General features: G+C 68.8%; 12 protein-coding genes and 1 tRNA gene. 8 read left to right on the top strand and 5 right to left on the bottom strand.

Features of this window, described 5'->3' with window-relative positions:
• Positions 1–38 precede the first annotated feature (38 nt).
• The 4 genes from H4W30_RS34880 (at position 39) to H4W30_RS34865 (ending at position 1,821) form a co-directional block, all read left to right on the top strand.
• Positions 39–422, top strand: a complete 384-nt coding sequence (locus H4W30_RS34880; RefSeq protein ID WP_126737721.1) for a WhiB family transcriptional regulator — start codon at positions 39–41, stop codon at positions 420–422.
• Positions 419–670 carry a hypothetical protein gene (locus H4W30_RS34875; protein WP_126737722.1) on the top strand — a complete coding sequence of 84 codons (252 nt, stop codon included), beginning with the start codon at positions 419–421 and terminating at the stop codon, positions 668–670. Before H4W30_RS34880 ends, H4W30_RS34875 begins: the two co-directional genes overlap by 4 nt.
• A gap of 105 nt (positions 671–775) precedes the next feature.
• A complete protein-coding gene (locus tag H4W30_RS34870; RefSeq protein WP_192746450.1) occupies positions 776–1,645 on the top strand; it encodes a class I SAM-dependent methyltransferase in 870 nt (289 codons plus the stop codon).
• Positions 1,639–1,821 (top strand): hypothetical protein, encoded by a 183-nt coding sequence (locus H4W30_RS34865; protein WP_378234879.1) that lies wholly within the window; start codon positions 1,639–1,641, stop codon positions 1,819–1,821. The genes H4W30_RS34870 and H4W30_RS34865 overlap by 7 nt, the downstream gene beginning before the upstream one ends.
• A 3-nt stretch (positions 1,822–1,824) precedes the next feature.
• On the opposite strand, the gene H4W30_RS34860 is transcribed toward H4W30_RS34865, so the two are convergent.
• From H4W30_RS34860 to H4W30_RS34850, 3 genes are all read right to left on the bottom strand, one after another.
• Positions 1,825–2,736, bottom strand: a complete 912-nt coding sequence (locus H4W30_RS34860) for a hypothetical protein (RefSeq protein WP_192746914.1) — start codon at positions 2,734–2,736, stop codon at positions 1,825–1,827.
• 142 nt (positions 2,737–2,878) lie between these two features.
• Positions 2,879–4,219 (bottom strand): ABC1 kinase family protein, encoded by a 1,341-nt coding sequence (locus tag H4W30_RS34855; RefSeq protein WP_192746448.1) that lies wholly within the window; start codon positions 4,217–4,219, stop codon positions 2,879–2,881.
• A gap of 77 nt (positions 4,220–4,296) precedes the next feature.
• The gene (locus H4W30_RS34850) at positions 4,297–5,331 is read right to left on the bottom strand and encodes a hypothetical protein (RefSeq protein ID WP_192746447.1); all 1,035 of its coding nucleotides are present in this window, start codon (positions 5,329–5,331) and stop codon (positions 4,297–4,299) included.
• A 163-nt stretch (positions 5,332–5,494) separates the two neighbouring features.
• On the opposite strand from H4W30_RS34850, the gene H4W30_RS34845 reads away from it, so the two are divergent.
• A complete protein-coding gene (locus H4W30_RS34845) occupies positions 5,495–6,058 on the top strand; it encodes a M48 metallopeptidase family protein (RefSeq protein WP_007033866.1) in 564 nt (187 codons plus the stop codon).
• Between the two features lie 6 nt (positions 6,059–6,064).
• Here H4W30_RS34845 and H4W30_RS34840 read toward each other — a convergent pair whose 3' ends face one another.
• Entirely contained in the window at positions 6,065–7,414 is a 1,350-nt protein-coding gene (locus H4W30_RS34840) for a zinc-dependent metalloprotease (protein WP_192746446.1), read from the bottom strand.
• Positions 7,415–7,617: 203 nt separating this feature from the next.
• Here H4W30_RS34840 and H4W30_RS34835 point away from each other — a divergent pair, with 203 nt between their 5' ends.
• Positions 7,618–8,622 carry a YlbL family protein gene (locus H4W30_RS34835; RefSeq protein WP_192746913.1) on the top strand — a complete coding sequence of 335 codons (1,005 nt, stop codon included), beginning with the start codon at positions 7,618–7,620 and terminating at the stop codon, positions 8,620–8,622.
• 129 nt (positions 8,623–8,751) lie between these two features.
• Here H4W30_RS34835 and H4W30_RS34830 read toward each other — a convergent pair whose 3' ends face one another.
• Entirely contained in the window at positions 8,752–9,300 is a 549-nt protein-coding gene (locus H4W30_RS34830) for a PPA1309 family protein (RefSeq protein ID WP_192746445.1), read from the bottom strand.
• A 155-nt stretch (positions 9,301–9,455) separates the two neighbouring features.
• Between H4W30_RS34830 and H4W30_RS34825 the strand changes: the two genes are divergently transcribed.
• The gene (locus H4W30_RS34825) at positions 9,456–12,452 is read left to right on the top strand and encodes a UPF0182 family protein (protein ID WP_318780719.1); all 2,997 of its coding nucleotides are present in this window, start codon (positions 9,456–9,458) and stop codon (positions 12,450–12,452) included.
• A gap of 67 nt (positions 12,453–12,519) precedes the next feature.
• Positions 12,520–12,593, top strand: a tRNA-Met gene (locus tag H4W30_RS34820).
• Positions 12,594–12,816 lie beyond the last annotated feature (223 nt).

Genomic DNA, 12,816 nt, shown 5'->3' with positions numbered 1-12,816 from the left:
TGAGTACGAAATCCGTTACGGCACAGAGGAGTGCACTTATGTCATCGGCCATAGCTTTCGCGCCGGGGGAGGCCCTGCCCTTCGCCGACGCAGGCGTCGTCGACCTGCTCGACGCCATCGACTCGCCCGAGTCGATGCTTCCCTGCCGTTCGGGCGACGCGGACCTGTGGTTCGCCGAGTCGCCGGCAGAGCTCGAGCGAGCGAAGGCGTTCTGCGCGGACTGCCCGGTCCGTTCCGCCTGCCTTGCGGGCGCCCTTTCGCGGCGTGAGCCGTGGGGCGTCTGGGGTGGCGAAATCTTCGAGCGCGGCGTCGTCGTCGCGCGGAAGCGGCCTCGTGGCCGTCCCCGCAAGAACGCGGTCGTCGAGCCCGCCGCCGAGGCTCGCCCGGTCGCGGGCAAGGTCGAGCGGAGCGCCGCGGCATGACCGTCGAACTCATCACCACCAGGGATTACGAGGCGCGGACGGGAACTCACGCGCCGACCGAATTGAACGAGATCAAGGTCGAGGAGACCAGCGAAATGTTGCTTTATGAAGAACTGTCCAGGGCCCGAATACGAGACCTCGAGGAGGGAGTCCGCGCGCAGCGGGCTCGAAGCGGCCCACGCGCCGCGCGCAGGTGGACCAAGGTCGCCCGGTGGGCGACCCGGCGAGCTGAGCGTTTCCAGGCCTGACCACTCAGGGGGAGCGGGGGACCTTTGCTACCGCGCCGCGATAGCAAAGGTCCCCCGCTCCCCTTTTGGGACGTGGCGCGGCTCGGCGTGGTGTTCACTTGAGGAATGGCCGTACACACGCATGACGACATCGACTGGTCCGATCGGCTTCGTTCGCTTCGCATGGCCGAAGCACTTGACGCCGAGCCGATGCGGGCGGCGGCTCGGCGGCTGCTGCAGGGGATGCCGGACGAGCTGACCATCCTCGACGTCGGCTGCGGCGCAGGCGGGATGAGTGTGCTCTTCGCCGAGGAGCTCTCCGCCGCCAGCGCCAAGATCGTGCTGGTCGACGCGACCGAACAGCTACTCGCCGAAGCGCACCGAACCGTGAGCGCGGCTGCTGGGGACAGGGCCGTCGTCGAGACGGTCCACGCCGACGTGGCCGACGAGGGGTTGCCCGGCAAGCTCCCCGCCGCCGATCTGGTCTGGGCTTCCCGCGTGGTCCACCACCTGCCCGATCAGCAGGCGGCCATCGACAACCTCGCCCAGCTCGCCCGTCCCGGCGGGCTGGTCGCCATCTCCGAGGGCGGCCTGGACTTCAACTGCCTCCCCTGGGATCTCGGCATCGGCCGCCCGGGGCTCGAGGAGAGGCTGCTCGCCGCGCGCGGCGAGTGGTTCGCCGAGATGCGGGCAGGAATCCCCGACTCGGTTTCCATGCCCTACGGCTGGAACATCGCGCTGCAGCGAGCCGGCCTCGTCGACGTCGATTCCTTCGGGGTGCTCATCCACCACCCGGCGCCCGGCCCGGAACTGCTACGCGAGTTCGTCATCGAGCGGGTGACCTGGCTGAACGAGGTCGCGGGCGACCGGCTCGACGATGACGACCACGAGACCGCGGCCGCGCTGGTGGATCCGGCGAACCCGGCCTTCCTTGGCGCTCGCCGGGATCTGTTCCTCCAAGGGGCGAAGACCATCCATTGTGGACGTCGATCGTGAGTGAGCAGATCACTTGCTCGTTGTGCGGCCGCATCCGCGGTGGCGACGAGGAGCCAGCGCAGACACTCGCCTGGGTTTCCACCCGGGAGAAGAACGTCGTGCGCTGGATGTGCCCCGCCTGCGCTCGCCGCCACACCCGTGACATCGAAGGAAAGCTGCCGGACGAGTACTGGTGAGCCTCAGGCGGCGTCGATCCGGCCGATCGTGCGGACCTTCGGCCTCGGCGTCCGCGTCGCTTCGCCGTACGCCCTGACGAGCTCTGCCGCGACTTCCAGCGGGACCTTCTTCAGCTGGTCGATCGTGCAGCGGACCAATACGGTCCCGGTCGCGGTCAGCGCCAGCGGGTGGAAGTTCGCGGCGCCCTGTTTCGGGGGCCGGAATTGCCACGCCATGCCGATGTCGTCCCACCAGGCGTCGGCGGTGCCGATGGGGCGCCCTCGTCTGTCGCAGAGCGTCGTGTTCCACGACGGCGAGGGCAGCGGGCAGCCGCTGAGGACCTTCTTCGCCAGCCCATGCGCGTACGTCTCTTCGGGGTCGACGCGTCGCAGAGCCGCGCGCACCGCCGCCGAACCTCTCCGGTTACCGGAATCGAGCTCCTCGCTGAGTTCGTCGAGCGTGCACAGCCCCCAATACAGCGGCAGCGAGATCAGCTCGTCGATTCGCATGGGGTCGAGTTCCAGTCGGGCGAGATCGAGCGCCGCCCGGGCCGCCGGGGCGAACGGGACGCCGTCGATCATGGTCGGCGACGGCATCCGCGTGGTTCTTCGTGGCAGCATGCCCGGTTCCGCCGGCACGCGCCGGTAGTCGGGGACGAGGAGATGGACCTCCCGTGTCAGCGGGCAGCCGACACCTCGTGCGCGTAGCGCGTCGGCGCCTGTCACGACGACCTCCGGACCGAACCGCGCGACAGCAGCTTGTAGTAGCTGAAGCCGGGTGGGCGCGGAGTCGCGCAACAGGATGACGCCCGGCATCAGCCTTCGCCAAGGACCACCCGGGCCGCAGAGCTTCGCGGCGTGGCGCGCGGTGACGCCCGCCTGCCGCAGCTCGCGGCTGGTGATGATCCCGGATTCGCTGGTGTTACTGAGCGCCATGAGACGGGCGCTTCGTGTAGTGGTCATGATTCGAGGATGGCCGCTGGGCCGACCGGGTGGAACCACTTCCATCAACTTGTGGACAACTCGCCCGAGCGGACCGGTTTTGGGCTCAGTCGCACCGTTCCCTGTGGATAACTTCTCAGGCCGCGAAGCCCGGCTGCCACCGTTCGACGATCGCGCGGGCGGGGATCTCGGCGTCGAGCTGACACAGGATGCCGGTCGATCCGGCGGTCACCCGGTGGATCATCAGGTACTCGGGCGGCAGGTTGAGGGAACGGCCGATCCGGAAGTCGCGGCCGCGGGTGTCGCCGACCCGGCCCGCCTGTCGTTGCATCCAACGGCGGGTGAAGTGAAACGTGTCGCCCGCCAGCGGTTCGGTGAACGGTGCCAGGTAGGCGAGCACGTCGTCGGCCCGCAGATCCGCGTCGCCCCGGATGAAGCCGGACTCCCTGAGCAGCCGCATCAGCTTCGCGGACTCGCCGTCGAGCGCCAGCCTGGTCATCTCGCCGAGGTGCTGCGGGATCCCCTCGGGCAGCCGGGACACCCCGCCGAAGTCGATGACGCACAGCCTGCCGTCGGCGGTCAGCATGAAGTTGCCCGGATGCGGGTCCGAATGCAGGAGCCGGGCTCGTTCCGGCGACGAGTAGTGGAATTCGGTGAGCAGGCGGCCGGCGCGGTCTCGTGTCTCCTTGTCGCCGCCGGCGATGATCTTCGACAGCGGAGTGCCGGTGGCCCACTCGGTGACGACGACCTTCGGCGCGCTGGCGACCACGCGGGGGATCAGGAACCCGGGCACCCCCTCGAACGCCTTGACGAAAGCACGCTGGTTCTGCGCTTCGGCCTGGTAGTCGAGCTCTTCGTTCATCCGCTCGGCGAGCTCCGCCAGGAGCGGCTTCACCTCGGTCCCCGGCACGAACGCCTGGAACAACCTGCTGAAACGCTGGAGCTGCCGGAGATCGCTCCGCAAGGCGTCGTCGGCTCCCGGATATTGCACCTTGACGGCGACTTCGCGGCCGTCGTGCCAGGTCGCGCGGTGGACCTGGCCGATGCTCGCCGAAGCGGCCGGCTCGTCGTCGAAGGCCGCGAACCGCTGCTGCCAGGTGCGCCCCAGCTGCTCGGCGAGGACCCGATGGGTCTGCCGGGTGGGCATGGGCGGCGCGGCGGCCTGAAGCTTCGTCAAGGCCTCGCGATAGGGCTTCGCCATCTCGTCCGGCACCGCGGCCTCGAAGACGCTCAGCGCCTGGCCGAACTTCATCGCGCCGCCCTTGAGCGTGCCGAGGACCTCGAAGAGCTGCTCCGCCGCCTTGGCGGACAGGGTCGCGTTGACCTCGTCGGCGCTTTGCCCGGTCAGGCGCCTGCCCCAGCCGCCGACCGCCCGCCCCGCTATGCCGAGCGGGATACTGGCCAGCTTCGCCGTTCGCGCGGCCCCGTTGCGGGGGATGGCGGCTTCACGGTCCTCGGCGTTGCGGGAGTCGGTCACCTTCGCGATTCTGCCTTGATTCACTGCGCCCGCGCAGCCTGTTGAGGGTGTGCGTGTGGGCTACGTCGCTCGCCGTATCAACGAGCGCCGCATCCGCAGGCGGTGTGCGGCGGCCAGTCGCGATGCCGGATCTTGCCGTCGAAGAAGTCGATCTCCAGCGTAGCGTTCCACGCGGGCGGCGCCTGATCGCTCGGGGACAGGAGCCTGAGCGCCTGCGCGGCGGCGAGCGCGGCGCAGGCCTGAACGGAGCCGAGATCGGCTCGCTGCACCCGGCCGACGAGCTGGCTCGCCACCCTCGGCCAGGACTCGTCGCGGCCCGCCCGGTGCAGGTCGGCGCAGCGCAGGCAGCTGCTGCGGCCGGGCACCACCAAAGGTCCCACGATGCCGACCCCGTCCCGGACGCGGACCGGCAGGTGGTTGATTCCGTCGCGGACGAGTTCGTCCACCACTTCGGGAGCGGGCACCACGGCGTCGGTGAGCAGGGCGAGTTCCGGCCGGCGGTCCGAGTAGAGCCGCGTTGTCACGGTGCTCGCCCTGGCGCGGCGCACGACTTGCGCCATCGCGTCGCGGCGCGGCAAGCCGATTTCGGCTTCGGTGTAGCCCGAGCCCAGGTCGGCTTCGAGAACCGTGCCCGAAGCCCGGACGTCGATGTGCCCGACTCCGCCGTTGGCGAGCAGGACGGCGATGGCCACCGCCAGCCTGCCGTCGCCGTGGATCGCCACCGCGGACCGTTTGCGGCGGGCCGTCATGGCCGTTTGATGGTGGCGGGCACGAAGCGACCAGAGCCCTGTCTCGGCCCTCGGTCTCGGTTGCCGGTCGGACTGGCCCGCATCCGTCACGAGACCTCGGGCCGTCAGGTCCGTCATCAGGTCGCGCAGCTGTTCGTCGTGTTCGCTCTGCGCGAGCACGATGTCGTCCGCGGCCTGTTTCCCGTCCAGCCCGCGGAGGGCTTCGGCCACCTCGGTGGCGACGCCGGCGATCACCACGGCGTGTGCGGGGTCGAGGCCGATCTGGATCTCGCCGTTTCCCCGTTCCAGCACATCCAGCCCCGGAAGCAGGGTGGGAAAGGCGGGCAGGATGATCGATCGCAGGTCCGGTTCGCGCAGGTTCATGATCGCAGGATCGCACCCGGCTGCCGTCCACCCGCCCGGAAAAACGGGAGTTATCCACAGGTTGACCCCGTTGTGGACAACTGGAGGCTGTGACCTTTCGGCTCTCGGAGTTGTCGGTGACTGGCCTTACCGTGGTCGAGTGGTCGAAGCACGGACGCCCTCATTGAGGGGCCGGGACACGACGAATCCGTCGGACACTCCCGAACACAAGGTCGAGGTACGGCGTAGCCAACGCCGCCACCGGACCGTCACCGCGTACTGGGACGAGGACACCCTCGTCGTGCTGATCCCTGCCCGGATGACCCGGGCCGAGGAGAAGCACTGGGTTGCCGAGATGCAGCGCAAGCTGCTGCGCAAAGGCCCGCGGCAGGCCGCGCCGCCCAAGGCGTCGGACGAGGCGCTGCTGGCGCGCTGCGCCGTGCTCTCGGCGAAGTATCTGGACGGAAAGGCGATACCCGCGAGCGTTCGCTGGGTACCGCCGATGAGGACGAGGTGGGCGTCCTGCACACCGGTCGACGCGACGATCAGGGTCAGTGATCGTCTGCGCCGGGTGCCGGCATGGGTGCTGGACTACGTCCTCGTGCACGAACTCGCGCATTTGAAGGAGCCAGGGCACAACGCGGCCTTCTGGGAGCTCGTTCGCCGTTACCCGAAGACCGAACGCGCCATCGGCTACCTGGAGGGTCTGTCCTCCGCCGCCGGATGGGGCATCGCGGCGGAGGACTGACGTGCCTCAGTTCTCTTCTTCGTCGCCCTTGGGCTTGTTCTTCTCGCGTTCGGTGCGCTCGATCTCGGCGATCGGGTCGATGCCTTCGAGTGTCGACTCGCCGTCGCCGAGGCGTTCGGAGAAGTCGAGCGGCTCGTCGAGGTCGTCGGCGGTCGGCATCAGGTCGGGGTGGGACCAGAGGCCGTCCCGCTTCTCGATGCCGTGCTGGTCGCCGACGAGCTTCCACAGCGAGGAGGCCGCCCGCATCCGCCTGGGCCGGAGCTCCAGCCCGACCAAGGTGGCGAAGGTCTGCTCGGCGGGGCCACCCGTGGCCCGGCGGCGGCGCAGCGTCTCCCGGAGCGCGTCCGCGCCCGGAAGCCGGTCGCCGATGGCCTCGGCCACCACGACGTCGACCCAGCCTTCGACCAGCGCGAGCAGGGTCTCCAGGCGGTTCAGGGCCGCCTTCTGCTCGGGCGAGGTCTGCGGCTCGAGAAGGCCGGAGGACATGGCCTCTTCGATGCTGGCCGGGTTCGACGGGTCGATCTGGCCCGCGAGCTGCTCCAGCGCCGACGTGTCGACGGAGATCCCGCTCGCGAACTCCTCGACGGTGGCCAAGAGGCGCTGCCGAAGCCAGGGGACGTGGGCGAACAGCCGCTGGTGGGCGGCCTCGCGTGCGGCGATGAAGACCAGCACCTCACTGGTCGGCAGCTCCAGGCCCTCGGTGAACTTCTCGATGTTCGCCGGCAGCAGCGCGGAGGTGGCCGCGGGGCCGAGCGGGAGACCGACCTCGCTGGAGGTGAGCACTTCGGAAGCCAACTGAGCCAGAGCGTTACCGAGCTGGGAGCCGAAGGCCATCCCGCCCATCTGCCCCATCATCGAGAGAAGCGGGCCGGCGGCCTGTTTGGCCTCCTCGGGCAGGGCCTGGACCCACGCGCCCGAGACCTGCTGGGCCACCGGGTCGCAGAGGCGCTGCCAGGTGGGCAGGGTCTTCTCGACCCAGTTACGCGCGGACCAGGCGACCGTGGTCGTGGCTCCGGCGGGCAGGATCGTCGCTGCGTCGAGCCACAGCTCCGCCAGGTGGGCGGCGTCACGGACGGCCGTGCTCGAGTCGCCGCCGCTGGACGACGAAAAGCCGAGCTGGACGTCGGTGCTGCCGCTGCTGCTCAGGTTCTGCAACGCGATCTGTTTCGCCAGGTCATAGTTGACCGGCCCGGTCGAGCTGCCGGCCTGGCTGAGCATCTGGCCCAGCTGGCTGAGCATCTGACCGAGCTGATTGAAGGCCTCGGCGCCGGAGGGCTGGCCGCCGGAGTCCGACGGCTCGTTCTCGCCTCGTTTGTCGGGATCGGGCGGTCCGAAGCCGAACGGGGGTTTGCTCATGGCACCACCGTACGCGGGTCCCGGGTTTCACAGCTCGTCAAGTGGAGTGATGAGCGTGGCCTTCACCGAGAAGCGAACACGGTCACCGTACGCTGTCACGCGTGACAGAGCCCTCGGAGGAGACCACAGGAGCGCGGAGCCGTGCGGGCTCCGCGGGTGACCAGGACCGCTCCGAACGGCGGCTGACCCGGCGCGGTTGGACGCTGCTGGTCAGCGGTGTGCTGTTCGTCGTCTTCGCGCTGGTCGGGTTCTTCATCCCGGTGCCGTATGTGGCGATCAGCCCCGGGCCGACTTACGACACGCTCGGCAAGGACGCCGCCGGACAGTCCGTGATCCAGGTCAACGGGCACGAGGTCTTCCAGACCTCCGGCGAGCTGCGGATGACGACGGTCTCCCTGCGCGATGGCGGCATCACGTTGTTCAACGCGCTCGGGCTCTGGGCGAGCGGCCGGTACGCGCTGGCGCCGCGCGAGGAATATTTCAAGCCGGGTGAAACCAACGAGCAGGTTCGCCAGGAGAACATCCAGCAGCTGCAGGACTCGCAGACCGCCGCCCAGGTCGCCGCGTTGCGCCGCAAGTTCCCGGTGAAGGTGCTCGCGAAGACGATCGTCTCCGGCAGTCCCGCGGACAAGGTGCTCGCTCCCGGCGACCGGCTTCTGGTGGTCAACGGGAAGACGGTCACCGAGGCGACCGAGGTGCGGGCCGCCCTGAACGGGACGAAGCCCGGGCAGACGGTCCAGATCACCTTCAAATCCGACGGTCAGGCCGAACGCACCGTGCCGCTCACGCTCGCGCAGCGGCCCGATGGGCCGGAGGGCTTCATGGGCCTGACCGCGGTGGACCGTGCTGACGTCCCCTTCGACGTGAAGATCTCGCTGCAGGACGTCGGCGGTCCTTCGGCGGGTCTGATGTTCGCGCTTGCGATCGTCGACAAGATGGAGCCCGGCGACCTCGCCGGTGGCAGGCACATCGCCGGGACCGGCGAGATCTCCGAGAAGGGTGACGTCGGCGCGATCGGCGGCATCTCGTTCAAGGTGGTCGGCGCTCGCGAGGCCGGCGCCACCGACTTCCTCGTGCCCGCGCACAACTGCGCCGAGGCGAAGACCGCCGCGCCCGAAGGGCTGAACCTGATCAAGGTGTCCACCCTGGACGAGGCGATCACGCAGCTCGACAACCTCAAGGCGGGTAGGCCGACCGCCTCCTGCTGACCGCCGGGGGAGCAAGGGACCTTTGCTACCGCCTCACGGATTTGGCTGAGGAGAGCAAGGGACCTTTGCTATCGCTCGCCGCGTACCTGGGCAGGCGGTAGCAAAGGTCCCTTGCTCTCTTTTCGCAGGTCAGGGCAGCAGGGTGGCCTTCAGGGCTTCGAGCAGGTTGGGCGCCAGCTCCGGGTTCTCGATGATCTCGTCGACGGGGACGTCATCGGGTTCGGAGGGCTGCCCGGCACCGCGAAGCCGCATAACGCACGCTCCGGCACCATCCCGCAGCACAGCCGCGACGAGGCGGGCTTCGGTCCGGCGCGGGTGGTCGGCGGCAGCTTGACGCAGGCGTTCGGCGTCGGTCTCGGGCACGACGGGAAGCTCGGCCTCGGCGTCCGGCGGCAGCACGATGATCTCCTGCGCGAGCGCGCAGCCCAGCACCAGATCGGGCCATGCGATCTGCGCCAGCGCTTCACCGAGGTCACCGTCGGGCAGAGCCTCCTGAGCGACCGGCGTCAGCGGGGCCGACGCGTCGAGCTGACCGGCCAGTTCGGGCTGCTCGTCCAGCAGCGCCGCGGTCGGGACCAGCGCGAACAACTGCGGCGGCTGATCCCATCCTCCGGAGGCGACGAACTCCTCGACTTCGCGGGCCAGGCCGGCCACGCCCTGCTGCTCACTCGGTGCCATTGGCACATCGTTCCAGGCGGCCCGGGCAGCGGCCTTCCGAGTCCGGTTTGGGCGGGTTCCGGGAACTTCCGACGGCATCCGTAGAGTTAGAGCATCAGGGGACGCACGCGGACGCGCGCCCCCGCGAAAAGTTCACCAAACCAGGAGCGTGTGCAGTGGCCACTCGGCCCCCCGTGAGCCTGCCGAAGCTGTCCCGGCGCAGCCGGATACTGCTCATCATCGCCGCCGTAGTCATTGTGGCCCTCCTGCTGGGCGCGAGACTGCTGGACACCTACGTCGACTGGTTGTGGTTCGGCGAGGTCGGCGCCCGCACGGTGTTCAGCACGGTGTTGATCACTCGTGTGATCTTGTTCTTCGCCGTAGGGCTCCTGGTGGGCGGAGCGCTCGCGATCAGTTTGATGATCGCGTACCGGTCCAGGCCCGTCTTCGTGCCGATTTCCGGCAACGACGACCCGCTCGCGCGCTACCGGTCGGCGATCGTCGGCCGGATCCGCCTGTTCGGTATCGGCATCCCGGTGCTCACCGGGCTCATCGCCGGCGCGTCCGCGCAGAGCGACTGGCAGGTCGTGCAGCTGTTCCTGAACGGCACCCGGTTCGGGCAGACCGACCCCGAGTTCGGCAACGACGTCGGCTTCTACGCCTTCGACCTGCCGTTCTACAACTGGCTTCTGGGCTGGCTGTTCATCTCGGTCGTCATCGCGTTCTTCGGCGCGCTGATCTCGCACTACATCTTCGGTGGCATCCGGCTCGCGGGTAAGGGCGGTCAGCTCGCCGGCCCGACCCGCGCGCAGCTCGCCATCACCATCGGCATCTTCGTGCTGCTGAAGGCGGTCGAGTACTTCTTCGACCGCTACAACCTGCTGCTCTCGGATCGCGGGGCACCGCTGTTCGTCGGTGCGACCTACACCGACCTGAACGCCGTCTTGCCCGCGAAGCTGATCCTTCTGTGCATCTCGGTGATCTGCGCCGTCGCGTTCTTCGCCGGCGCGTTCCTCCGCAACCTGCAGCTGCCCGCGATCGCGCTGGTGCTGCTGATCCTGTCGAACGTGCTCGTCGGTGTCGCGTGGCCCGCGGTGCTCGACCAGTTCTCGGTGCGTCCCAACGCGAACGAGAAGGAATCCGCGTCGATCCAGCGCAACATGGACGCGACCCGTCAGGCGTTCGGCCTGACCAACGTCGAGTACAAGGACTACACCGGCAAGTCCGAGGCGACCTCCGCGGAGATCAAGGCGGACAAGGGGACCGTCCCGAACATCCGGCTCCTCGACCCGAACGTCCTCAGCGACACGTTCACCCAGCGCGTCGGCCGTGAGAACTTCTACGGCTTCCCGTCCAAGCTGGACATCGACCGCTACACCCTCAACGGGGTCACGCAGGACTACATCGTCGCGGCCAAGGAGATCAAGACCGAGGGTCTCACCGGCAACCAGACGAACTGGATCAACAAGCACCTCGTCTACACGCACGGAAACGGCTTCGTCGCCGCGCCGGCCAACACGATCGACCGCGCGCTGAAGGACGCCAACTCCGACGGCGGCTACCCGATCGCCACCACCAGCGACACCCAGAACCCGTCGGGCGCGGGGTCGACCGACGCGAGCAAGCCGGGCATCAAGGTGGACGAGCCCCGCATCTACTACGGCGAGCTTGCGACCGACGCCGCGTACGCGATCGTCGGCGGCAAGGCGGGGCAGGCGCCCGGCGAGTACGACACCGCCGTCGACCGTGCCTACATCTACAAGGGTTCCGGCGGCGTGCCGATCGACAACTGGTTCAACCGCCTCGTTTTCGCCGCCGAGTACGGAGAGCGCAACATCCTCTTCTCCGACGCCATCGGCGACGGATCGAAGATCATGTTCAACCGCGAACCGCGCGACCGGGTCGCCAAGATCGCCCCGTGGCTGACGCTCGACGGCGACCCGTACCCGGCGGTCGTCGACGGCAAGATCAAGTGGATCGTCGACGGCTACACGACGATGAACAACTTCCCGTACGCCCAGCAGACCCAGCTCGGCCAGGCGACCAACGACTCGCTCAGCGGCACCACCCGCCAGGCGAACTCCTCGATCAACTACATCCGCAACTCGGTCAAGGCCACCGTCGACGCGTTCGACGGCACCGTGACCCTGTACGGCGTCGAGGACAACGAGCCGGTGCTCAACGCCTGGAAGCAGGTCTTCCCGGGGCTGGTCAAGCCGAGCAGTGAGATCTCGCCGGACCTGCGGTCCCACTTCCGCTACCCCGAAGACCTCTTCAAGGTGCAGCGGGAACTCCTGTCGAAGTACCACGTGAACAACCCCGCGGAGTTCTACGCCCAGCAGGCCTTCTGGAGCGTTCCGCAGGATCCGACGCAGGAAGGCGGCGTGAACGCGTCCGCATCCGGGATCGCCAACCAGCCCGGCTACTACGTCCTGGCCACCGCGCCGGGCGACACCAAGTCGCGGTTCCAGCTCACCAGTTCGCTGACCGGTCTCCAACGGCAGTATCTGGCGGCCTGGATGTCGGTGTCTTCGGATCCCGAGGACTACGGGAAGATGCGCGTCCTCAGACTGCCGACAGGCGCCAGCGGATCCACCCAGGTGGACGGTCCCGTCCAGGTCCAGAACAGATTCCAAAGTGACCCACGGGTCGCGCAGGACCGGACGCTGTTCAACAACCCGAACGTCACCGTCACCTACGGGAACCTGATCACGCTGCCCGTCGCCAACGGCTTCCTCTACGTGGAACCGGTCTACATCCGGCAACGGAACCAGCTGAGCTATCCGCAGCTGGCGCGGGTCCTGGTCTCCTACGGCACCAAGATCGGGTTCGCGCCGACGCTGAACGAAGCGCTCGACCAGGTCTTCGGCGCGGGCACAGGCTCCGGGGTCACACCGCCGCAGACCGGCGGCACCCCCGGACCCACGACGCCTCCGCCGCCGGGCACGACGACGCCGCAGCCGCCCTCCAGCGGAAACCCGGCGCTCGACAAGGCCGCGGGCGACATGCACGACGCCTGGGTCAAGTTCCGCGCCGCCCAGCAATCCGGGAACTACGCCGACCAGGGCGCCGCCCTGGCCGCGCTCGAAGCCGCCTCCAAGGCCTACGAGTCGGCCAAGGCCAGCCCGCCGGCGTCCGGTGCGCCCCCGACCTCCGGCCAGCCCGGAGGGTGACGTCGCTTACCTAAAGGGCACCTGCTTTGCGTCTGCTCGAAACGCAGGCGTAAGGTAGGTGTCACGACGCGGGGTGGAGCAGCTCGGTAGCTCGCTGGGCTCATAACCCAGAGGTCGCAGGTTCAAATCCTGTCCCCGCTACAGAGGTAGGAGGCCCGTGTCTGCGGAAAACGCAGACGCGGGCCTCTTTCGTATTTGCCCCGGGGGTCGAACCCCCGGACCCCCGCCAGGAGGGCTCCGCCCCCTGGACCCCCCGGGCGTCGGTCGGGTGGGTGCCCGAGGTGCCGGGGGCGGGGGAGCGGGGGACCTTTGCTACCACCGCGGGGAGCGGGGGACCTTTGCTATCGCCGGTGGGGGAGCGGGG

The sequence above is a fragment of the Amycolatopsis roodepoortensis genome (genome assembly GCF_014873915.1).
In the GTDB taxonomy this organism is placed as follows: domain Bacteria; phylum Actinomycetota; class Actinomycetes; order Mycobacteriales; family Pseudonocardiaceae; genus Amycolatopsis; species Amycolatopsis roodepoortensis.
This window is presented reverse-complemented; position numbering and strand designations above follow the sequence as displayed.

Bases quoted from the DNA above. Each gene is read 5' to 3' on its own strand.
- H4W30_RS34880 (WP_126737721.1), top strand. From the start codon at position 39: ATGTCATCGGCCATAGCTTTCGCGCCGGGGGAGGCCCTGCCCTTCGCC.
- H4W30_RS34875 (WP_126737722.1), top strand. From the start codon at position 419: ATGACCGTCGAACTCATCACCACCAGGGATTACGAGGCGCGGACGGGA.
- H4W30_RS34870 (WP_192746450.1), top strand. From the start codon at position 776: ATGGCCGTACACACGCATGACGACATCGACTGGTCCGATCGGCTTCGT.
- H4W30_RS34860 (WP_192746914.1), bottom strand. From the start codon at position 2,736: ATGGCGCTCAGTAACACCAGCGAATCCGGGATCATCACCAGCCGCGAG.
- H4W30_RS34850 (WP_192746447.1), bottom strand. From the start codon at position 5,331: ATGAACCTGCGCGAACCGGACCTGCGATCGATCATCCTGCCCGCCTTT.
- H4W30_RS34840 (WP_192746446.1), bottom strand. From the start codon at position 7,414: ATGAGCAAACCCCCGTTCGGCTTCGGACCGCCCGATCCCGACAAACGA.
- H4W30_RS34830 (WP_192746445.1), bottom strand. From the start codon at position 9,300: ATGGCACCGAGTGAGCAGCAGGGCGTGGCCGGCCTGGCCCGCGAAGTC.